Raw genomic sequence first — 23693 nt, 5'->3', positions numbered from 1 at the left:
GATATGCGTTTTTATGCACAAAAAATATGCTTAAGCCGCTTCGAAGCAACAACTTTTGTTTCTTCCGGTCCGTTTTGCTTCGTACAGCGCTTTATCCGCCATCTCAATGGCGGCGTCTATCCGCATGGCATTATTGCACCATTGAGAGACTCCGATTGACACTGTGATATTGATGCCTGCTGGCATAGGGTGTTTAGATACTAGCTTTCGCAAACGCTCTGCCGTTCGCATAGCTTCAGTAAGGGTTTGACCAGGCATAAAGATTAAAAACTCTTCGCCACCGACGCGACAACAAAAATCATTCGCTCTGGCGTTTTGCCGCATTAGCATAGCGAGCTCTTTTAATACTTTGTCACCAGTACGATGCCCATAGTGGTCGTTAATCATCTTAAAGTGATCTATGTCGATTGCTAAAACAGAAAAACCAACTTCTGAATGTATACTTGACTCTAACCAGAACTCTAACGACAAGCGGTTATGTAAAGAGGTAAGTTGATCTGTTTTTCTATCCATATCCAACGATTTAATTACCTGCCTAACCGCTCGATTGCTTTGCAATAACGCATATTTGAGATTGGCAACCTCATAATACCAAGCACTTACATTCGTCGCTGGAAAGTTCGGCTTGTCTAAGGCCGCTAGTTGTTTGGCCAACAATGCCAGAGGCTTTGCTATCAAAATCCCAGCGCTCAGGATTAAGCCTAAAATAACCAATGTAAATGGGATGCTGGAATACACCACAGATTTATATGTTAGCGCCAGTTGTTCCAGTATGGAATTGAGAGGTCTTTGACTCACAACGCCCCAGCCAGTCATAGGTATAGATGCATAACCTGCCAACATTGGTTTGCCAACGCTATTGACTAGTTCCGTGGAGCCGGCTTGACCACTCAAGACAAGATCAATGGCAATGTTATTTAGTATTTTTTCACCAATCCGTTCTGAATTTGGGTGGTAAAGTATTTTCTTATTATTATCTATTACATAGGAGTATGAGTCATCCGTGTAGTGATGTTTACCTAGTAGCGTGTTCAGTATGGTTTCACCATGAAGATAAATACCACCAGCGACAAAACCTAAATACTTTCCTTGATTAGAAAAAAGCGGATATGTTGGGCTGATCATTAAGTTGCCTGCAGGAGAGACAAACGGTTCTAATACCACGGGCTTTTGATGGCTAACCTGATTTAGCTGGGGTGTTGATATACGTTTGCCAATGATTGGTAAGCTCGGCTCGACAGCAACTATCTTGCCTGTCGCATCAACAACCGCCAACGAATCAAAACTATTTGTTTGTGACAATAGACGTTTCAACTCTTTATTTACTTTTGTCCCTTCTTGAATGTGTCCTGCTATATGATAAGAGCTGACATTAAGCTGACTATTAACTGATTGTAAGAATAGTTCGGTAACATCAGCAAGTTTCGTCGCATAGACCCTATTTGCATGCAATGTATCTTGAATGAACACTTTTCTGTGAACATGGTAACTAGCAACCAAGGTATTAATGGAGGTTAAAACAACACCACAAGCCGCTAATGCCAATATTAATTTTTTTAAATCAATTCTAAAAAGGCGTTTTAGTATTTTCGATAAATTTGCTTTATCCATATAAAGTTATATGTTTTCCCTGCAATTGCTATATTTTAGATCTGCCGTAGAGGTAAAAATTTAACCTAAGTCAAGAAGCCCCTAAATAGTTCAATTCAAGAGAAAATAACCTGAACCACTGCATTCTAGTCCTCTGGCAAGGCTTGGAATGCAAAACTGAGTCAAATTCTGGTTAATGCCATATTTTAACTTTATAATGAGCCTTCATTTTCGGTTTTGGGACCTTTGATGTCTAAAAAGAGTAAAACGAACCCTTTAGTAACACGCATCACGCTTGCCGCAATTGCGCTCGCCTTTTTGTGGTTGTTTGCAGAAGATAAAGACGTATTGGTGCTCGGCAATTCTTTGGTATTGGTGTATGTTGTGTACGCACTGGCTTCTAGCTTTGTCGCCATTAAGAAAAAAAGTAAACATACTTCCAAATAAGGGCGATCAGGAAGCCACAGTAGAACAACAAGGACTATCTAATGAAACAACTTATCGCTTTGCCGCTAATTTTATTGACAGGCTGCTCTTTAGCTCCGTCATTAGATTTAAAAACGCAACAACTTTGCGAACAAACACTCTATCAATACACCGAGATCAGAGACAAAGGAACGACCAAGCAGTACACAGATTTGTTTACTCAAGATGCAACATTCAATGTTAAAGCATTGAATGTATCGCTTTCGGGCCACGAAGAATTAGCACAGCGCTTCGACTCAGCTAGAGCCAAAAACAAATCGATCCATTTACTTACCAGCAGCCGTGTATTTACTGGTGCAGATCAGAGACTAAGCGCATCCTCAAATTTCATTTTATATTTGAAAGAAAAATCGAGTGACAGCGAAACTAAAGTACTTGCAGGGCGCTATCTAGATACATTAGAGGTGAGTGGCTCTACTTGTAAATTTAAACACCGTGAAGTGCTGGTTGACCGTGTAGACATTCTTTAGAGACATGTTTTTTTCACATTACTTCTAAAATAGCAATTTTAGGCTACATTCTATTAAGCTATTGGATCGCGCAGTCAACATTGGCTGGGAGCAAACAGTGGTTGTGAAAGTATATTACAAGGATTTAGCAGGTTGTTAGATGCAATAGCAAAACTGTTTTGAATAACCTTGTAGGCAATGCTATGAACATGTATAAACCACTCCAAGGATTGTGCTTGGGTTTGGCCCTGATGTCACTTTCTGGCTGTTTAAATAATGACGATGACGATCCAGTTACCACTCCGCCCCCAACCGATCAAAGTACTAAGGTCACCGTTACACCCTCATTAGGTTTAATAAAAAATGCGGATGTGCAGCTACTTACACTTACAAATAAGCAAGCGGTAGAAGGTGCAACAGGCTCAACCGGCGAATCTGGAAGCGCAACAATAACAGTGCCAAACGGCACCACAGGGCCATTCATTGTTGAAGTGAAACCAACATCAGAATCTGAGTATTTTGATGAGTCAAAAGGCCAGTTCATGGCACTTCCTGCATCGACTACATTACGTGCTGTTATGGCGACACTACAAGATCAAGTTGGCGTAACCACATTAACTGAAATTGCTGCGAACTCGATTATTTCAGCCAACGTAAGTGATGCCGATTCAGTTAATGCTGTTAATGAACAGATCAAAAAAGCGCTCGCGCCGGCATTAGACAATATTTTACAAGTACCACAATTGGTCTCGGAAAATGCCGCGGGCACTATTAACAACGACCAAGCTGGGATTTACGCTGCGACACTAGCTGGACTTGCCAAATTAGGTGAGAGCCAAGACAATCCTGCTATTGCTATTCTCAACAGCCTAAAAGCAGACTTTTTAGACAATGTGCTAGACGGAAAAGTTGGCGATAAAGCATTTGAAAACCCAATCTACAATGCCGATACATTTGTTGCGGATTTGTCTAGCCAAATTACCTCTTATGCAAATAGCTTTGGAGTATCCGCCCTATCCGCAGATATTGCCGGTATATTTTCACTAGATGAGATAAAGAAAACACTAGAAGGTCTAGATGACATTCTTAAAGACCTTAATCTGGACGATTTAAACTTTGATTTCATACCTGGCGGATTACTACCAGGTGGTGGAGATGATGACGATGATCAAGATAATGATGACACAACACCAACGTTAACCATCACAGGTACTTCTACCACTGCGGGAATTTCAGTGGATATACCTGAAATTAAACTTGAAAATATCCCAGCCCCCAACCCTGAAGATTTAGCTGACATTGAAAAGCAAATTAAATCCCAAATTGAATCCCAAGGAATTACTGTTTCAGATTTCTCTTTCAAACTTGTCAGCGCAGATGAAACCAAAGTCGTGGTCAGTGTGCAATACACCATCTCAACACAAGGTGTGACGTCAACATCAGATCTAACTTACACTTGGATGCCTGGATATTCAGGTGATAGCGACGACTCTGATAACGATACCAGTGACACATTACCCGAAGCCCTTAAGAGCAAATCCTTTACCCTGACCTTCACTATGAGTACAAGCGGTTCATCGTATAGTGATGGGCAAGTTGTGCAGTTTACCTTCTCAGGTTCTGGTGCGCTATTTATCGACCCTGATCCAGAAGCAAATAATGGCTCTGAAATCACAATCAATGAGTTTGAAAAAGTCGATGAAGAGTATGTTTATGAAGATGAGGAACGAGGATTTAAATATAAGGTCTCTGTGCTTAATGGTAAGTTCCACGAAATAAATTTAAGTGCTTTGGAAAGTAATACCTTATTAGGTCAGTTTACAGAGAAAGCGACTGACGGCAACATCCCTAACCTTGAGCTAGTGACTGTATTCGCAAATACTTATGCTGTAACTGGTGAGGGCCACAGCCGCAATACGGTGATTATTGAATCAGATGGTACGATTGACTTTGATTCAGGCGTTAGCTTTGCTCCTTCGATGATTGTCGAAATTTTTGATAGAAAATCGATAGAAAATGAACCAAGGATTCAAATTAACTACGGAAGTGACGATGACGGGCCAGTTATTATGTTATTCCTAAATGAAGATCAACAATCTATTAAGATGATCCAACACAGAAATAACGGTGAGAATATCGACGTAATTACCACGGTAGTTTCCGGAACTGGCGCTAATTAGCTAGTCTATCTACACGTATTGCAAAAAGGCCTCAGTGCCTTTTTGCACCTTCTCGCTTCATTAAAAAACTATTACATAGGAAAGTCGCAGAACTAAGCACATATAAATGCAATTTTGCCTCTATTGCAGTAAAGAGCCCGTGTGTTAAGCAACTTGATTTTTGTACAGACTTTTTGGTGAAATTGAAATTTTGAGCTTCATATCCACATCTCACTGGGGTGTATGCAAAACCACACTTTTTTTCAATTTGAATTATAATTTTTCCTAGCTACAAAATGTCATAAGATGGCAAAAAGAAAAAAGTAACCCGCTGTAATTAAAGAGTAAATTAACGACTTCTGGCTAATAGCGATACATTGTTACACTTATCAATGCTCTTTTGTCAAGATACATAAGCGTCAATTGTCTGAAATATATTTGCGGTGAAAAATCTATTTCTGTGATACATTCGTATATTGAAAAACACGCTCTGGGTTTAATGACATGAAGTGGTAAGGAGCTGATTTGGGTGCAATATCAAAATCATCGCTTTGACCGATTCACACCACTTCAGGTCATGATAAATTGTAAACTTTTCCGCGGTTCTAGCTAATTTTAGCTGCCGCCATATTTTTTGGTGTCGAGTATTATTTATGTCGTATTCTACGTTTAACAGAAAACATAATGACCAACTAAAAGAGCCAATGTTCTTTGGCCAATCTGTTAATGTATCTCGCTATGATCAGCAGAAATATCCGATTTTTGAGAAGCTAATCGAGAAGCAACTCTCTTTCTTTTGGCGTCCAGAAGAAGTCGATGTAAGTAAAGATAGATTAGACTTTCAGGCACTGCCTGAACACGAAAAGCACATCTTTTTGAGCAACCTAAAATATCAAACACTGCTAGACAGTGTTCAAGGCCGCTCTCCTAATGTTGCATTATTACCAATAGTCTCAATCCCAGAATTAGAAACTTGGATTGAAACATGGGCGTTTAGTGAGACGATCCATAGTCGCTCATATACGCACATCATTAGAAATGTAACGAAGCAGCCAGAGCTCATTTTCGACGACATCGTTGAAAACGACAAAATCAGCGAGCGCGCTGATTCTGTTACAAAATACTATGATGAACTGATCGAGAAAGTCTCAATTTACAATATGTACGGTGAAGGTAAACACCAGATCAATGGTGAAACAGTGCACATTAACTTGTTCGAACTGAAAAAGTTACTGTACCTTTGCATTATGTCTGTAAACATTCTCGAAGCGATCAGATTCTATGTAAGCTTTGCATGTTCGTTCGCTTTTGCTGAGCGAGAGTTGATGGAAGGCAACGCTAAAATCATCAAGCTAATTGCTCGCGATGAAGCTCTTCACCTTTCTGGTACACAACACATGCTGAACATCATGCAAGAAGGCAAAGATGACCCTGAAATGTCGATCGTTGCAGCTCAGTGTGAGCAAGAAGCAATTAAGATGTTTGTGGAAGCTGCAGAGCAAGAAAAAGAATGGGCAGAATACCTATTCAAAGACGGTTCAATGATCGGTCTCAATAAAGATATTTTGTGTCAATATGTTGAATACATCACAAATGTTCGAATGACTGCGGTAGGTTTACCAGCTCAGTTTGAAAGTAAGAGTAATCCTATCCCTTGGATCAATGCTTGGTTGGTATCAGACAACGTACAAGTTGCACCACAAGAAGCAGAGATCAGCTCATACCTTGTAGGTCAGATTGATTCTGAGGTCAGTGCTTCTGATTTTGGTGATTTCGACCTGTAATGGAAGAAAGACCACAGTTAAAAATTTCAATAGAAGACCATGATGAGCCGCTTAATTTTGCGGCTCAGTCACCTTCGCTACTTTGTACGTTAGAAAAAAGCAATATTGAAGTCCCCTACCAATGCCGCGAAGGTTATTGTGGTGCCTGTCGCGCTAAACTACTCGAAGGTCAGGTCGCCTATAATCAAGAACCATTGGCATTTGTAAGAGATGGTGAAGTACTTTTGTGCTGCTCTAAGCCACTAACTGATATTGTTATCAAATTAACGTAATCTCACGACATCACTTTGAAAATACTCGTCGCCGTTACTAATACTAATGGCGCCATTTTCAATAATGACATCCCAATGCAAGCTGCCGGTTAAGGCATCAACTAGCTCATCAACGAAGCGTGCTTTAATAGCAAATATTTTAACGTTATTAAATGCGACAAGATGGGGCTCAATATCTTGAAACCATTCTGTATTCTCTACATTAAAAATTATCGTTTTCGAATACAGTTTGGTGTACTTTTGTAGCGCACTGAGGTCTGGCAGCTCGACAAATAATGCATTTTCGATCTCGCCGCTTTCCAGTTCATGCCACACGTCTGGATGATGTTTCTCCCGGCTGTTAAGCCAGCGCACTTCATCTTTATACGACAATGCACAATAGCCTATTAACTTGAGCACGAAGTGCTGCAAGGTCTCGGTTTTTTGTAATGCCGTCGTAAAAGACTCTAGATGATTTGCTTGGTGGAACAAATCAGCAATCTTCAACCTTACTTTAAAGACAAATGGCCCTGTCATATCGCCGTCTTATAAACACCATATTATTTTAAATATAGGAACAGCCAACCATAATTCAAATATAAAGTTATAGTATAACATCATTGTTTTATGCTTTTTGCAGTGTTATATTATTACACGTTCACAATCACATATAGAAAAGAAGTATAATGTTTAAGCAATCTTTGATTTCTCTGAGTGTCAGCGCAATTATGCTGTCAACATCAGCGCATGCTGGTGAGTTAAGCGGTAAAGTCGTCGATAAAAACAATCTCCCTGTCAGCAATGCAAGCGTCCATCTGCACGGTAAGTCTCAAACTATCAAAACAGATGAAAATGGCAACTTCACCATTTCGGTGGATGCTGCTTCTGAGCTTCATGTTTCTAAAAACAATTTTATCGATGAACGTTTGAGCGTTAATCCAAACTCTCCTTTCGTTACAGTAACGCTTACACCTAGTTCTATTGAAAGTATTGTTGTGTACGCATCAGCGCTTCACAAAAGCAATATGGAGATGGCCTCTCCGGTTACCGTTATCAGCGGTGATAAGCTAAAGAATTCTGCAAAGCCAACACTTGGCGAAACACTAAAAGACCTTCCGGGCATTAATGCGAGTTACTTTGGTCCAGTATCATCAAGCCCTATCATTCGTGGCTTGGATGGCCCTCGTGTGAAAATCACACAAAATGGATTAGACAGCAGCGATGCGTCACGCATTGGTCCTGATCACGCAAACACAAACGACGCCCTAAGTGCTGAGCAAATCGAAGTTCTACGTGGTCCAGCAACCCTACTCTACGGCTCAGGCGCAATTGGCGGTGTTGTTAACGTTGTTGATAACCGTATTCCAACAGATATCGTTGAAACACCAAATGGTGCTGTCGATTACAGCCATGACACTAATTCAAATACCAACACGGTTGCTGCGTTATTTGAAGCAGGTCATGACGGTTTCAACTTCCACTTTGACGGTGTAAAACGCAAAGGTGGCGATTACGATACGCCAAACTTTAAACTGCCAGGCGATCATGATGAGCATCATGAAGATGAACATGGTCACGAAGAAGGCGAAGAACACGGTCATGACGAGCATGAAGGTGAAGAGCACGCCGCTGAGTATGCGGAAAAAGTAGACAATACATTCATTGATTCTGAAGTATTCAACATTGGCACTAGCTATGTGTCAGATCATATGACTGTTGGTTTTTCTTACGGCAGCATCGAAACAGACTATGGCATTCCAGCTCACAGTCACGATCACGGGCATGACCACGATCATGATCACGGCGATGAGCACGATCACGATGAAGAACATGGCCATGACGAACACGGACATGATGAAGATGGTCACGATGACCATGGTGATGAAGATGCACACGGCCATGAAGAAGAAAATCACAACGTGTTTGCACGCGTTAAACAAGACCGTTGGCAGGCACTATTCAACTATTCACTTCACAATAACTGGTTAGAATCGATTCAAATTCGTGCTGGATACACAGATTACGAACATGCAGAAATTGAAGCTGGCGCAGTTGGCACTGTATTCAAAAATGAAACTACAGAGCTAAGAACTAACTTCGAGCACCGTATCGGCCAGTGGCATGGTATCTTTGGCTATCACTACTCTGATAGCGACTATGAAGCACAAGGCGCGGAAGCATTTACTCCAGCAACTAGCACCACAACACACGCATTCTACGTATTAGAAGAGCGTGAGTTTGGCGACTTTACGCTCGAGTTAGGTGCACGTGTTGAAAACTATGAGTTAAGCAGTCAGATCACTGAAACGCACATTGGTCACGATGATGATCATGATGAGCACGGTCATGAAGAAGACGAGCACGGCCACGACCATGGTCACGAAGAGGAATTAGTCAAAACAACTCAAATTACTGACTACACATTAGATATGACCAATGTCAGTGCTTCTGTGGGTGGTGTATATACCTATGCACCGGGTCACAATGTTGCGGTTAGTTTGTCACGTTCTGAGCGTGCACCTCTTACAGCTGAGTTGCTGTCTAATGGTTTGCACATCGCGACTAGCACATATGAGTTAGGTCTAGGTTACCATATCGAAGGTACTGAAATTCACTTTGAACCTACTGATATCGAAAAAGAAACTGCGACTAACTTAGACATTAGCTTCCGTCGTTTTGTTGGAGATTTTGGTTACACGGTAAACTTCTTCTACAACGACATTGCAGATTTCTACTACCAAGAAAAAACTGACTACTTCTTCACATCAGAACACGGACTAGAAGTAGCCGACCACGAGCACGAAGGCGCGCGCGATGTTTATCAGTTTGTTAGCCAAGATGCAAAACTATACGGTTTAGAGTTTGACGTACACTATCAAATCAACGAATTAAACCGCGTTAAGGTATTTGGTGATCATCTACGTGCTGAATTAGACAACGGACAAAACTTACCACGTATTCCAAGTAATAAACTCGGTGTGAGTTATGCCTATGAGAGAGGCCCTTTCTCAGCTGATATGACTATCACACGCTACCTAGAACAAGATGAAATTGCATCATACGAAACCGTTACTAAAGGTTATACATTAGTTGATGCAAGCATGAGCTACGATTTCGATGTACAAGGTGTCGATATGGTAGGTTACTTGAATTTAGAAAACCTTACTGATGAGCTGGGCTTCGTACATAGCTCTTTCATCAAAGAACAAGCGCCTCTGCCTGGGCGCAATGTGAAGCTTGGTATTAGAGCTTACTTCTAACCAGTTCCTTTCTTTTATAGAGACCCAAAATGCTGTCCTTCGTGGCAGCATTTTTATTTATAAGCCCCCTACTTCACTGCACAGCAGATTTAGTAAATCTCCTTGTATAAATTCATAGATTGTTAGGCTAACTAGGTAAATAAGAACGCGACATTTTAAGCGAGAAGGAAAACTGGTTAAATTAAATGGCACGCCCATCCACAAAATCGTAATTGGCGAGTTAGGCATTTAACCTGACTCACCAATGTTAACAAAAATACTTTTAGTCACCTGTTTTATTCGTAACAACCAACCAAATTGCATGGATCATACCAGGTAGACCGCCCAGTAGAGTAAGCACAATATTGATAAAAAAGTGCAAACTAAATCCGACCTGTAAAAAAGCGCCAATTGGTGGTAGAAAAATAGCAAAAATTAGATTCACAATACTTACGTTGTTTGAACTCATGTCTACTCTCTATTTTCAATATAGTTATCATGGCTAGGGTATATCCAACCAGCCATCTGTCATCTCTCCAACTAGAGTAGCTGTAAACTATGACTTTTTTACATACACTCGTTATAGAACCCAATGAACGCTTACAGCTACCGTTATAAAAGATAGCTAAAAACGCCAAAAATACTAACCTTTAACCCTCAAATAAATTACGATATTTATACATTAGCACATGCCAAATAATGAGGTGAACATTGAGCTTTACCGTTCGCCTTGCCATGTACTTTGTACATTAGATAGAGTCCATCACCACCTTTGAACTGGCATGTTATGCTGAAAACGTGATAATACTGGTTTATATTGCGTAGAGACTACCAAGGTGCCTGATATTTACCCAGTTCCCGCCTTCAACCCAGCTCGTCTCATTGGACGCAATATGCTGAAAATCAATTTTTGATGGTTGAATATGCTGAGGTACGGCCATAAATGCGTTACCTTGAGCCTCATCTAAGATCACCTCTTCTGCTTCGAGATCAACTTTTAATATAACGATATCATTTTCGAACTTTCGAAGCCTTTTGATATAATCTGTTCCTTCATTCTCAGCTCTGTGACGGTCGAAAAAATAGATATGCGTAGAGCACACAATCTCCTCAGAGTCGTAATAGAACTTGGTATACGCAAGCGCCAATGCTTTTATCCACTTGTAGAGATGGTTTTCTGACTCTAAGAACAGCCCTGCTAACGCCTTTTTGGTTTGAGGTTTAAGTGTAAAACGCTTGGTACTGGCGACCATATCTTTTTTGAATAACGATGAATGAGATATCTTATCGACCACTTCTATTTTTAGTAACAATAATGCCAATTCTCTCGCCATATTTTTTGCAGGAGCAGAGGTGTGATATACCTGTTCGAGTAAGCACTCAAGATTCATTAAATACTGTTTGTGTAGTTGAATAGGGTCCAATGCTAAGCTACTTTCTAATAGTTCAGCTTGCTCTTTTGCAAGATGCACCAGCGCTGCGTGTAACCCCATTGGATCATTGCTCTGTGTTTCTCTGGCTATAAAGCTTGCAAAATCGTTCAGTTGGCTAGACACTCGTTTATCAAAGTTTTCCGCCTTATCTATATCAAAGCTACCACCGGCAGTTGCTCTTTTTTTATTGGTGCGAAAATAATTGGTAGACAAACCACCGTCTTTAATTTTTTCAGCGAGACTAAGTGTCGTATAGTGATAATAAGCCGTCATTTAATAACCTCATAAAATTAGTTACTACAAAGGATGTGATCGGCTTACAGATTAAGAAGTTACGCAGTATAAAACTCGCCCGTTTTTACTCGATTATAAGTTAAAGCAATTGTAGATTTTGGTGTTATCGTAACATGCTCATTACATGCTATACATTCACCTATGAATGACAATACACCTTTTAACGTGTGTAACTCTCTCGTTTTATTTGGTTTGCAACTGCTACAATGCAGCTTTGTGCGGAACTGCTTACACCACTGAGCTGGAAAAAGCCGTGGATGACACCCGAGTAGCGCTCACAATACGCTTCAACACCATAGCTGCGAATTAACTTGTAGAGCTTTTCTCCTTCGTCACGTAAAGGGTCAAACTCAGCAGTAATAATGGTTGTACTAGGCAATCCACTCAAGTCGCAATCTAGTAAGTTTAACTCGGGCTCGTTATTCAACTCTTCTTCACTATTTGCGTATAAATGGAAACCAGATAACAGCATATTTGCTGTGATTATATAGTCTGCTCCATTTTCCCTGTAGCTATCGGAATTTCCTTTGGGATCTAACATCGGATAAATAAGAATTTGACTACGTGGTAACCACTGCTGATTTTGCTTGAGCCTAAGCGTTGTAGCTAGTGCCAATTGTCCACCAGCACTATCACCAACAAATACTATTTTCGCTGGATCGCCACCATATTTTTGTCCAACTTCCTTAATACCAATCACCGCTTGGTAAACATCGTCATGAGCCGCAGGATACCTATGCTCCGGTGCTAACCTGTATTTGATGCAGATAACAATGGAATTGGACATATGCGCTATTTGTCGCAACTGAATATCGTGAGTTTCAAAACCGCCACTAATAAAACACCCACCATGAAAATATACTGTTATTGGCAAATTAGTCTGTTCATTCGGCTTGTATATCTTAACCTGAACACCATTAATAACATCTATAAACTCCTCTTCTATCTTAGGGCTTTGACCCGCTAGCACAGTGCTCGCTATATAACCTGCTCGTCTTTCCGAGATAGTTTGCGTTGAAGGGCATGACTTTCCGTTGGCATGAAATTCGTCGACTAGCTCTCTAATCCCTGCTTCAAGACAATTGGTCATTATTTAACTCTTTTACTAATATAATCAATAAATAATATACCACTTTAGCTAAATATATTGATAGTTAAAGTATTACCTTAAATTGCACTCTAAGCATTTGGAAAATGTCTTTCTTTTATTTATTACGAGTAAATATAACTTTACTCATATTGTAGCAGCTTAACGATTACACCAAACCTACTTTTTTCATTTTGCTTTGCAACCATCAGGTTGCCGCATTTTTTCAACTTGCCACATACAATAGTGACAGTGCTAGTAGTACGTATCATTGCTTATATGCTGAAGTGACCTTTTCCAAATCGGTATACTATAAGGAAGCCTCAAAAACCCACCTTCTTTCAATGTGCAAAACCCAGTATTATCTCCCGGTGCATTGTCATACTTGTCTTTTGTAATACCTGTAAGTTGCGAACATCAATTGACGTCGTGCCCACGAACTGAGCAGCGACGTATACTGCAGTAACTCCTGTCGGCAGTGCTCGTTCTCGCCAACCATCAGCCCAATAGATACTATCCCAAGCTAGAGAGATGCAGGAACCAAATTATCTTTGTTGCTTTGCTCCTGACCCGGGAAGTTCAATTTGAAGGCTTCATAAATGTTGGGCGTACTTTTCCAGTTAGTACACAATACTTTTAGCGTTTTTTTTCTACAACGCTACAAATTCAGGATTCACAACATCCATAATATCCCAGAGGTAAAACACAGGCTCACCACTAAAATTCACCACCACCTCATTGATAAGTAATGAAATAATAATTTATCAGATTGAAGTAAACTAAAAATCATAGGAAACACAAGCATCCAATTTTTACTCGGTTACAGTAATAGCCAGTAGATAATTTGAATTCGCTACTAGCTGAATAAATTGACTGAATACAGCTTATGTATTGATTATAAACACAACAATAGGAAAACCTATGACCATTAGATTAACAGTGACAAGCTTAGTTGTTGCCGCTCTCGTTTCCAATTACAGCAGTATCGCTTTTGCACATAGCGGACAAAGTAAAAATCAAGCACCAGAAATTTCAACCGCTGAAGCAAAGCTAACTTATACTGAGATCCCCTATCTCGAAAATGCTTTTATCGATGTTTCTCCTGCGAGTAGACACGATGGAATACGCGTTGGTAAATTAGGCACAGATGGCGGCAATAAAAAAATGATCACTGAATTTGCTAAAGAGATTGCAGCTTACAAACATGGGACATTCGACAGCCTGCTCATTGCTCACAAAGGTAAACTTGTTTTTGAATCATATTATGGTAAAGGTCGCTTAAACTTGCCTCATTACCAAGCATCTGCGACCAAAACATATTCAGGCTTAGCGCTCGGCCGTGCTATTCAACTTGGCTACCTTTCAATGGATGATTTGGACAAACCGTTTATTAGCTTTCTTAATCAATTAGACAAAAGCAAATTAGTTGAAGGCGCAGAAAAAATAACACTACGCCACGCATTAACGATGACTTCCGGTATTCGAGTAAGCGATGAGCAAAAAACTAAGATTTACAAACTTCCAAATCAATTAATGGGACAAAGGGAAATTCAGACAATCCTTGAGAATAGCGCGCCGATCACTGCACAATCTCAAACGTTCAAATATGGCTATGGACCAGCCTTAGTGATGCAAGTTGTTGAGGCTGTAGTTCCAGGATCTGCAAAAGACTTTATTAAAAAAGAACTGCTTAACAAAATGGGGATCACAAATTACAGATGGCGCACAAATGGCTCTACGGGCCTGCCTGAAGCTGGTTGGCGCAGTAGCATGACGTCACGCGATATGATTAAGTTTGGTATCCTCGCGATGAACAAAGGTAAATGGCAAGGTGAGCAGCTAATCCCTGAAGAGTTCATTACTGACGGTACAAGCAGGCTTTTATTAACGGGAGATGATGATGTCCATTGGGGCGGACAAGACGTCTCAAAACAAGGGTATGGCTATTTCTGGTGGGGAGTCGATATGAAAGTCGGCGATAAAAAATATTTAGGCATGTCAGCTCAAGGTGGCAACGGTCAAATCATCATGATCGTTGAAGAACTAGATCTGTTAATCGTACACACAGCGCACGATAACAAACCCCAATACAAACAGATTATCGCCGAAAAGATCCTACCTGCATTCATTTGAGCAACTTATTGATAAACTTGGTTTGTGAGACAAAGTAGCGTATAAAAAAGCCCTTTGTATAACGATTGGGCTTTTTGTAAAATTTACCCAGCTCTGTTGATTTAACTGCGGGCATTTCTAAAATTTTTCCCTTGAAGTTTATTTAAGTACCTCAGTTGAGATTGGCAGTCATCAGTTCAGAAATAAGTAGAGACTAGTTTTTAAACAAAGCTCAAGCGGTCCAAAAAGCCTATATCAACGTCCTTTTAAGCTGATTTAGTCATACGGACTTGTTACAACAGGCTAGGAAAGTAACTTTTAAATAAGTTCAAAATTTACTCATTCTATCCACTATGACCCTTTAATCTTAAACAAGCGTACTGGTTTTGCACTAGGCTGATTAGCTGCTTGGGCTATTTCATCGTAGTTTTGCTTAATATCAACGATTAATGCATATGGCGATTTACCAGCTACCCTAGTCCCAATCACAAATGTTCCCATATTATTTATGTGCTCATCTGAGATAACAAAACATATTTTATTCTTTATTGGTACTCGCTGAGATTGAGATATAAAAACTGAAGCAAAACAATAATTTCCAGGTTCAAGATAAACGCTTTTTATCTTTTTATTTTGATAAATTGTCTTCATTGACTGGCTTTCTAGGTTAAAAATTTGAAACCGTTCGCCTTTTTCATAGTACGGTCTTTTTTTTGCTTTGTTTTGATCATTTAACGTTACACTATGAACCACAAACAGCGTGTTTGGCTCTTTGGCAATTCCCTGCCCGCAAAATATCATTAAGCCCACTGCTAATATCCACTTTTTCATTGTTTTTCCCCGTTGTCTTTACTGCATGTTCGACTGATACTGCACGCTGCATATCAGTGTAATCAAGAGGCAAATTATAACTGAAAAGTAAAAATAGAAAAAAGTGTTCCCTTTAGATAGCATAGAATATAAGCAAGTATATTTTCGCATGACTTTTTTAAAGTTTTCGTTTAAGTCATTGTTAAGTCGGGGATCTGACAGTTGTATGCATCCAAAATTCACCACAATGAGATTTATAGAGGACTTTACTGGTAACTTAAGAGAAAACTCAGGGTTAGTAGATTTTAGCATGGGTACCGGCGCAATACTTATAAAAACAATATCAAAGCCTGATTACTTCAAAGGCCTATATACAACTTTAAAAAAATTTTTGACTTTGACACAACTTAGAGAAGGTGCTCTGAGCATGAGTCTAGTTTCTGAATATTAAGAAAAACAAGTGCTGTTTTGTATTGTTTGATTTGCTCGTTGTACTGTTTCAATGGAGCATATTGCATGCCCCATTTATCATCTCGATTATCGAGGGCGACAGGTATTCACAGGAAAGTAAGAGAAATAAGGACAACCCTTTTGCACTCTGGTCGGTGGGATAGCACTACCGCCGCCTGCGATCAATGGCGTCTGCTCCGAGTCTACTACTTTCTTGTCGCATAAGTTTTTTAGATTTTTTTTATTTAGGTGTAATTTCATTTTAGTTTCCTTCACATGATTAAAAAGTGTTCAGTTATATTTTTTACACAAAGCGCTTTGAGTGTAAATTGAAAGAATCTAATGTGAAAAATGCCCTAATTTACCTGAGCAAGGTATGACGGCAACGGATGCTTCAGTAAGACATAGACGGAGTTAAGGTTTATCGTAAACCTTGTAAGCTGAAACCTTAAATAATTGGAATTAAATGGCGACCTACACCATGAGTGTCGGTCGCTTTTTAGTGAAGCCTATAAAAAGCAATAGCTTCTCGCAATAACTAATGACTTACACAAGCTCTATTTTGCTCAAAGAAACACCTGATTTACGTATTGTCTTCTCTATATGCGCTATGGTCATAGGATCACGACTTACACCAGATTGAAACCAAGTAAGCTCTTGTGAGTTATGCTTTGACTCTGGCGTTGTATTTAGTACGCTGTGTAAATAGTTTTCAGCAAATAATTGATGGCTTTTAACGTCATTTGATATAGCAAGTATGCCCGGATGGACATGGTGCATTTGTACATCAGACATCGAAGATTTCGCAATAAAGCGTGATGCATTGTAAGCAAGTAAACGTACCTTTTTCGAGATAGCGTTTTGTATTTCGTTCATATTAAATAAGTCATCACACTGATCACTATATTTGCTAAATGACTGGGGGTCGAATACAACTTTAGCTAAGCCTTTTAATGGGCAGTTTAAAGAGCCATGTTGATCTGTTAGTTGATCTAAATAAATAATATGATCGGCACTTTGGGCCTGCTCCAGTACTTTCACTTTTGGTAATGGTTTTGGCATTTCGAGCGTTAACCATGCATCGCTATTGGCAACGTTAACGAGCTGCGCGCTGTCTTTCTCAGGCATTGTCATAGCCTTGACCAGTGGTGAATTACTCGCTAGTGCATTCGGGGCGTGATATGCAACAGTTATGTCCTTGTTACTGCAACCTCTTTCGTACAATTGTGCCAAACAAGCATTGACTAACTTATGATCAACGCTGTGCGGAAATGCCTGAGTACTAACTTGACCTAGTACTATGAGCACTTTCTCACTTTTAGATTGTTTAAAGTTAAGCGCGGAAGTCAGTTGGTTGAACAGTGAATTTGTTTGCGTTTGCTCTAGCAACCCCGCATTTTTTAATTGGCCTGTAGCAACTGCACCATTGTGGTTATTAAAAACGTTTTCTAATGCAAAACTTGGCATACTGCTGGCCAAGATCCCCATACCTGCGCCCGTCCCTTTTAAAAATGAGCGCCTTGATAGTCCTTTGTTATTTAATGGTTCCATAATGTTTAAACCTTTTCGTAAATACTGAGATACTCAGGAAGCATGGTGTTTTCATCGAGCGGAATAACTGCATGCACTTTATAGCCATATACCTTCATTTCTTTATGCCAAGCAGTCACAGATTGCAGCCGATCTCTTTGAGCTTGCGCTGCGTGCCAAGAACGGCCATGCAACAAGTTTTTCCAATCATTAAACACTGATACCACATGTTTATGCGCAGTTTGTTGCACATTAAATAGCGGCATTACTAACTTACCTCCTGACGGCATGACCTGCTTTATGCGTAACATCATGCTCGTAAATTCAGCGCTTGAATAGCTGTGAGGGCCATCGTAAATAGCAGCCAACTCTACGCTTGAAGCGTTGATTTTTGGTGTTTTTCCGATTAACTCTGTTGGTTGTACTACACCAGAAAAGTCAGCTCTTTGTAATGGAGAATATGACTCATTGAGTGCGTGCGTCATGGTATAAGTTTGGCCATTAAAAAATGGAAGATGATTAATCGGATCAAACTCACTATCAGGTAATCCAAAACTGAGATACCCAGAGAGTTTTTGCATTTGAGTAAACTCGGTTAAATATTGACTGAAACGCACTTGCAGATCTTGCAAGCGGTGCATATTCAGTAGCTGCATGTTGAGTTTACTATTGGCTAAAATAGCTGATAAACGCTGATAAATTACCCCTTCATCCTGCACTTTAGACACACATTCAAGCGCTTGAGCGTGTACATCAGAGTCTTGGTATAGGTGGAGTTGTTTCGCTAGTAAAGCTGTTAAATCATTAAATAAATATTTATTGAGATATAAAGCGTGGTAACTATTTGACTCATTGAGCAACGCCCTTATCCAAGGCGAAGCAAATGCATCAACACTAGTCAAACCAGCAACAGCAAAACCGCTTTTTAAAAAAGCGCGTCGCGACAATGTCATTATTTTACCCTTGTGTTAGCGAGGCCGGCTGTATGTTGTACCGGCCAACTTTGGTTAAATACCCAAAAAGGCACGGTTTTCTGCGGGGAGGTCTTTCATCGGGATCTGTGCCGCAATTACACAAGGTTGATCAGGTCGCGCATGCGCGTGTTGTAAAGCACCTAACAAGTCTTCATAGGTATTTACTCTTAACCCTATACCGCCGTTGTAAACATGTGGCATATTTTCGTACTTCCAACCGTTGAGCATTACGTAATCCAGCGGAGCTTTGCCCGGCTCTGTAAAGAATGAGCCGTCAATCAAAAATTGCTCAATCGCATATGAACCATTGTCGACAATAACGATTATTGCCGGAATATTGTTTTGTACAAACGACGAAAATGCCTGAGAGACCATCTGGAACCCACCGTCACCTGTGACAATGAGCGGTCGTTTACCCGTAGCAAAATAACTGCCAATAGCTGCTGGTGTGCCTTGCCCGATGGAAAGCCAAATTGGGTTTGCTAAGAAGCATTGAGTGTCCATAACGGGAATATCCGCTCCAGGAAAGCTCGCCAAACAGGTATCTAAACTGATGTAGTAAGGAGATTGAGTGGTATTTAAAAAATCTCCGATGGCTGCAAAAATACCATCATGGCCCAAAGTGCCTGAGTACGGATCATTTTCGAATTTTGATTGCCATTGTTCACGGCGTTGTTGATAGTTCAAGCCGGCGACACTGGGTATAGCATTTTGCTGCGTATTAAGTCTTGGGAGAGCATTGATGGCTTCCAATGCTGTGCCTAAAGAGAGTTTACGTAGGACGTTGCTGCCCACCATCGCTTTATTAAATGCAACACGGATCAATTTGTCTTTGAGGGAAACTACCATAAAGCGATGATCAATCCCAAACAAACAACCGAGTGCAATTACACAATCTGATGACTCGACGCCTTGTGTTATGGTGGAAGGTGCCAAATCACTGTCGTATACGCCGCAAAATAACGGATGTGACTCACTCACTAAAGATTTCGAAAGTAGCGTTGTATAAAATGGCAGTCCTTGCGACTCAACAAACTGCATCGCCTCATCAATTAATCCAAAGCGGACGAGCTCAGCACCAAGCAATACGACGGGCTTGTTGGCATGAGTCAGTGTGTTTTTAATGGCGCGAACAAACTGGCGTCTACCTGCCCTATGGCGTCTTGCTGTGTAATTTAAATTTGCAGAAAAGTGTCCGATTGGTTTTTTCCATAAATCCTGAGGGATCTCGATATAGACAGGGCCAGATTGTTCTAATGCGGTAATGAGCAATTGATCGATACGGTCAGCAGCGCCGTCTAAATCGCGAATTTCCTCAGCTGCCAGAGTCAACTCTTTAAATACATGTAAATCGGTTTTACCAAACCCTGTTGAATGAGAGAATAAAACATCGTACTCGGCCTCAAGGCTGAGATCTTTATCAGTTGGACCACCATTAATAACCGCCAATGGTACGCGCTCAGTTAATGCGCTTGCAATGCCATTTGCCATGCTCAATGTACCAACGCCATAAGCTACAGACACGGCGCCAAGTGCACCTTGCCGACCATATCCATCTGCAGCATAACCAGCTTCCAGCTCGTTGACAGTATTAATAAAGTGCATATCCGGATCGGCGACCAAACTGTCGATAAAATCAGAACAAGAAGTACCTGGTACACCAAAAACATGGTGGCAACCCAACTGTTTAAGTCTGAGTGTAATAAACTCAGCGACTGTATAAGACATCATATTTCCTTATTACAAAAGTCAAATTTAAAATTCTTAAGCTTGTTTGTGAATGTATTGAACGGCTTCAAGGGCTGAAACCAGTGCACCTTGGATCCAAGAATGGTATACAGAGCAGTGCTCTCCTGCAAAACATAGGCGATGCTCGGGCTCGCTCATTAACGCGTAGTAGTCTTGATGATCTCTAGGATTGAAAAACGCGTAAGCACCTGCTGAATGGGTATGATTGCTCCAGCTCCAGCGCAATACACTTAAAATGTCATCCCGTTCAATATAGGGATGCACTTTCTTAAGTTCCGTATAAAGTAGCTCTTTAAGTTCAAAGTTGTTAAGGGTATCAACACGTCGTGCGTGTTGGCCCCAAGTATAGGAGGCTAATAGATAACTCGCAGAGTTCGATATGGCATGATCCTTTGCTACCGCATTGTCTGCAGGGTACCAAGTATGGCCAAGACCAGCATCATATATGGTACTGCCACCATAGATCTTTTCTTTAAGCTCCCAAAAGCGGTTTTTGGTTCTGATCAATACCTTAGTTGCAGAATCATAGTGTACCTGTGCAAATGCGCGTGCTTTTTTAGGGTTTATGCTGTTGTGAAAGTCGATTTTACCCAACACACCAAATGGGAGGGTACAAATTGCGTAATCAGACTCTATAGTGTGTTTGCTTCTATCTCTCGATTGATAACATATAGACACCTTGTCTGCTTGGTTTTTAACTTCTACGGCTTTAGCTCCAACCAAAAAGTTCACTTGACCAGCAATACGTTGGTGTAGATGTTTTGCCAATAAGTCGGTGCCACCCACTACTTCGTCAAAGCCTTCAAACCAAACGCGCTCAAGTTGCTCTCTTAAATGTTCAGAGAAAGCGGTATGCAGTAAAGTTGAAACACCATAAATAGAAGATACATATTCGAGTGCTTCTGAGCTCAACCCTGCCTGCTTGAACGCATCTTTAAGCGACATTGCATCAAGCTCTTTGAGTTTTTTAGTGGTTAATTGTTTTTCATAAAGTGCCTGTTTTTCTTTATCAGACAATGAATTCAACACCTCGGTGACAGCAAGGTCCCACATATTATCTGCGCTCATGCTCCGTTCTTTAGCGGTCAGCTCAAAAGCACTTTTTAAAAGTTCAAAGCCCTCTGGACTACGCGCTACTTTTTTACCTCGGATCATTGCGTGAGTACGCACATTATCTTGAACAAACGGACGTAATTTTAAGCCCATTTCTGCTATGTATTGACGAGTTACTTGATGATGCGTTGGAATGCGCATAGCACCCAACTCGGCATACAATGCATCTGACTCGCGTAAAGTTCTTACACGGCCTCCAATATGACCAGGATCTGCTTCTAGAATGGTTACTTTTGCGCCAAGCCTAACTAATTCGTATGCGCTAGTTAAACCAGCAATGCCAGCCCCTATAATTGTTACAGATGGTGCGCCCTTTAAACTTTTGGCGCCAAGTGCCCTGACACTGTTTAAAAGCGTCATCGGCTTGCCACTATGGGCAAGAGTATTGTTCTTCATTAAAAAGTCCTTTTAACGATAGATTAAATTTTTATTGGAAATTTAGTGCCTTAAAGCAGATTTTATTGCGTCAGCCAAAGCTAGTGGTTGTGTGATCATAGGCAAGTGGCCCGACTCAATGCTATAGGTTTGTGTCGCGCCGATAGACTGAGCAATTTTTTGCTGTGTTGCATACGAAATAATCTTGTCTTCTTTTGCAAAAACATACACTTTTGGAATAGCATCTAACTTGGATTTATTTAAATGCACTTTACCTTCGCCTGTCACCGCAGGTTCATCGACTGATTGTGACCAAATCTTTGCTTGCATCGATTTTGATTTGGTATTGGTAAATGAAGCAACATATTCCGATTGGTTGGTGATTTTCATCCAGCCGTCTTCGTACGTCACACCTTTAAAGTAGTTTTTTTCATCTTCTTTATTTAGTAGTGCAAAAGGTTTAGCACCTTCGAATGGCGCAACCGCACTGACATAGATTAAATGACTCACATGAGCTCTATTGCATGAGGCAAGTGCTTCGTGAGCCACCGCTCCGCCTTGACTATGCATAACCCAAACTTGTGGCTGTGGTAAGTCTTTTGTGCGCTTACACAATGAATTAGCTGCGTGGTTTAAGGTGATGGTTTTTGGTGCCACCTTATTATCACGTCCAGGCAAGTCTAAGATATATGGAATGATTTGAGCATTTTTCAATTCCGTTACCACAGGTTGCCAAGCAGAGCCTCGCAAATGTGCACCATGAATAAATACCACTGTTGTTTCAGTTTCAGCTCGCTCAGTTGAAAGACTTCCTGCAGAAAGTGGTTTTGAGTCTGAAGAGATACTATTACAAGCAACCAAACTTGCAACAGCGCATAAAGATATGAATGTATGTTTTAACTTCATCCTAAGTCCTTCCTAATTCTGTAAGTAAAAAACGGGGGCATCTTAGCAAGAAAAAATACGAAAAATAACATCAAAACAACGAGGCGATCCTAGGTTTGTAACTCATTAATTGAAAAAACAAAAAAGTCATCGATAGCGGCAAAAACAGACCTGAATTTTTATTCAAAACAGAAGACTAAATACCCACAAATACACAAGAAGCTGATTTGTTATACTTTTGTAGAATAAAAACGACAATTTTCTTCTCTATCTCACTTAAGCATGTGATTTGTTCATTAAAAAATTGAATAAAACTATAAATGGTCCGATTCATTGCTCTAAATATAATTATTACAACACTGTCAACTATTAATTATTCTCAACTTGAGCTTAAATTTATGCATTTTTTAATATTTTAGCCTCGAAAGACTGTTGAGCAGTATTAAATAATTATTTTTATAAAAATTTTATTTTTTATTGAATTCATTGAGTAAGAATGATTAAAAAATGCACTTTTTGAAGCTTTATCTCATTTGATATGTTGGGTTTAAGTAATACCGTGGATAAAATTTGGGTGAACCGATTGAGGAAATAAAGAAATAAATAAAGAAAAAATGGAAGGGGAAAAATGGGACAGGAGGAAAAAATGGGACAGGAGGAAAAAATGGGACAGGAGGAAAAAATGGGACAGGAGGAAAAAATAGAAAAAATGGGACAGGCACATTTTGCAGGCTGATAAACTGTACAGTCATGGTTAGTAGTATTGACGCCATGTAATTTCTTATAAACGTCCCAATAACTAGGAAAAACTGTCGAGTTACATTTGCCGAATTCAACATGCAAGTGCACCAAGTATAAAAACAAGATAGAAATAAGGCACTTCTCAGCTTCTGCTAATGTAAATGTGCGACCACTTACATTTT

At 40.2% G+C, this 23693-nt stretch carries 19 protein-coding genes; 7 read left to right on the top strand and 12 right to left on the bottom strand.

The annotated features are described in order from the left end of the window. Positions 1 to 30 precede the first annotated feature (30 nt). Positions 31 to 1611: a sensor domain-containing diguanylate cyclase gene (locus MHN81_RS18990; protein ID WP_239426424.1), complete on the bottom strand. Its 1581-nt coding sequence runs from the start codon at positions 1609 to 1611 to the stop codon at positions 31 to 33. Positions 1612 to 1839: 228 nt separating this feature from the next. On the opposite strand from MHN81_RS18990, the gene MHN81_RS18985 reads away from it, so the two are divergent. The 5 genes from MHN81_RS18985 (at position 1840) to yfaE (ending at position 6740) form a co-directional block, all read left to right on the top strand. Further along, positions 1840 to 2037, top strand: coding sequence for a hypothetical protein (locus tag MHN81_RS18985; RefSeq protein WP_023398786.1), 198 nt, complete (start codon positions 1840 to 1842; stop codon positions 2035 to 2037). A 41-nt stretch (positions 2038 to 2078) separates the two neighbouring features. Then, positions 2079 to 2546: a nuclear transport factor 2 family protein gene (locus MHN81_RS18980; protein WP_023398787.1), complete on the top strand. Its 468-nt coding sequence runs from the start codon at positions 2079 to 2081 to the stop codon at positions 2544 to 2546. Between the two features lie 182 nt (positions 2547 to 2728). Then, the gene (locus tag MHN81_RS18975) at positions 2729 to 4705 is read left to right on the top strand and encodes a hypothetical protein (RefSeq protein WP_023398788.1); all 1977 of its coding nucleotides are present in this window, start codon (positions 2729 to 2731) and stop codon (positions 4703 to 4705) included. A 632-nt stretch (positions 4706 to 5337) separates the two neighbouring features. After that, entirely contained in the window at positions 5338 to 6468 is a 1131-nt protein-coding gene (gene nrdB, locus MHN81_RS18970) for a class Ia ribonucleoside-diphosphate reductase subunit beta (protein ID WP_023398789.1), read from the top strand. Next, entirely contained in the window at positions 6468 to 6740 is a 273-nt protein-coding gene (gene yfaE / locus MHN81_RS18965) for a class I ribonucleotide reductase maintenance protein YfaE (protein ID WP_023398790.1), read from the top strand. Before nrdB ends, yfaE begins: the two co-directional genes overlap by 1 nt. On the opposite strand, the gene MHN81_RS18960 is transcribed toward yfaE, so the two are convergent. Beyond that, the gene (locus MHN81_RS18960; RefSeq protein WP_023398791.1) at positions 6732 to 7256 is read right to left on the bottom strand and encodes a YaeQ family protein; all 525 of its coding nucleotides are present in this window, start codon (positions 7254 to 7256) and stop codon (positions 6732 to 6734) included. The two genes, yfaE and MHN81_RS18960, sit on opposite strands and share 9 nt — an antisense overlap. Before the next feature lie 149 nt (positions 7257 to 7405). Between MHN81_RS18960 and MHN81_RS18955 the strand changes: the two genes are divergently transcribed. Beyond that, positions 7406 to 9979 (top strand): TonB-dependent receptor, encoded by a 2574-nt coding sequence (locus tag MHN81_RS18955; protein WP_239426423.1) that lies wholly within the window; start codon positions 7406 to 7408, stop codon positions 9977 to 9979. 262 nt (positions 9980 to 10241) lie between these two features. Here the strand turns inward: MHN81_RS18955 and MHN81_RS18950 are convergent, their stop codons facing one another. The 3 genes from MHN81_RS18950 to MHN81_RS18940 form a co-directional block, all read right to left on the bottom strand. Beyond that, positions 10242 to 10427 carry a YqaE/Pmp3 family membrane protein gene (locus MHN81_RS18950; RefSeq protein ID WP_023398794.1) on the bottom strand — a complete coding sequence of 62 codons (186 nt, stop codon included), beginning with the start codon at positions 10425 to 10427 and terminating at the stop codon, positions 10242 to 10244. 343 nt (positions 10428 to 10770) lie between these two features. Beyond that, positions 10771 to 11664 (bottom strand): hypothetical protein, encoded by an 894-nt coding sequence (locus tag MHN81_RS18945; protein WP_239426422.1) that lies wholly within the window; start codon positions 11662 to 11664, stop codon positions 10771 to 10773. A 181-nt stretch (positions 11665 to 11845) separates the two neighbouring features. Continuing rightward, entirely contained in the window at positions 11846 to 12775 is a 930-nt protein-coding gene (locus tag MHN81_RS18940) for an alpha/beta hydrolase (RefSeq protein WP_239426421.1), read from the bottom strand. A gap of 918 nt (positions 12776 to 13693) precedes the next feature. Between MHN81_RS18940 and MHN81_RS18935 the strand changes: the two genes are divergently transcribed. Further along, positions 13694 to 14905 (top strand): serine hydrolase, encoded by a 1212-nt coding sequence (locus MHN81_RS18935; RefSeq protein ID WP_239426420.1) that lies wholly within the window; start codon positions 13694 to 13696, stop codon positions 14903 to 14905. Between the two features lie 330 nt (positions 14906 to 15235). Here the strand turns inward: MHN81_RS18935 and MHN81_RS18930 are convergent, their stop codons facing one another. The 7 genes from MHN81_RS18930 to MHN81_RS18900 form a co-directional block, all read right to left on the bottom strand. Beyond that, complete coding sequence (locus tag MHN81_RS18930; protein WP_023398798.1) at positions 15236 to 15715, bottom strand: hypothetical protein; 480 nt, start codon at positions 15713 to 15715, stop codon at positions 15236 to 15238. A gap of 516 nt (positions 15716 to 16231) precedes the next feature. After that, the gene (locus tag MHN81_RS18925) at positions 16232 to 16405 is read right to left on the bottom strand and encodes a hypothetical protein (RefSeq protein WP_023398800.1); all 174 of its coding nucleotides are present in this window, start codon (positions 16403 to 16405) and stop codon (positions 16232 to 16234) included. Between the two features lie 285 nt (positions 16406 to 16690). Beyond that, entirely contained in the window at positions 16691 to 17695 is a 1005-nt protein-coding gene (locus MHN81_RS18920; protein WP_239426419.1) for a hypothetical protein, read from the bottom strand. Positions 17696 to 17700: 5 nt separating this feature from the next. Beyond that, entirely contained in the window at positions 17701 to 18627 is a 927-nt protein-coding gene (locus MHN81_RS18915; RefSeq protein ID WP_239426418.1) for a hypothetical protein, read from the bottom strand. Between the two features lie 54 nt (positions 18628 to 18681). Further along, a complete protein-coding gene (locus MHN81_RS18910; RefSeq protein WP_063383330.1) occupies positions 18682 to 20376 on the bottom strand; it encodes a thiamine pyrophosphate-binding protein in 1695 nt (564 codons plus the stop codon). Positions 20377 to 20412: 36 nt separating this feature from the next. Next, positions 20413 to 21906, bottom strand: coding sequence for an NAD(P)/FAD-dependent oxidoreductase (locus tag MHN81_RS18905; RefSeq protein ID WP_239426417.1), 1494 nt, complete (start codon positions 21904 to 21906; stop codon positions 20413 to 20415). 42 nt (positions 21907 to 21948) lie between these two features. Beyond that, a complete protein-coding gene (locus tag MHN81_RS18900; protein ID WP_239426416.1) occupies positions 21949 to 22791 on the bottom strand; it encodes an alpha/beta hydrolase in 843 nt (280 codons plus the stop codon). Positions 22792 to 23693: the final 902 nt, after the last annotated feature.

The sequence above is a fragment of the Pseudoalteromonas sp. Of7M-16 genome, from assembly GCF_022347805.1.
In the GTDB taxonomy this organism is placed as follows: domain Bacteria; phylum Pseudomonadota; class Gammaproteobacteria; order Enterobacterales; family Alteromonadaceae; genus Pseudoalteromonas; species Pseudoalteromonas luteoviolacea_F.
The sequence above is the reverse complement of the archived record's forward strand: the minus strand, read 5'-3'. Positions and strand labels throughout refer to the sequence as shown.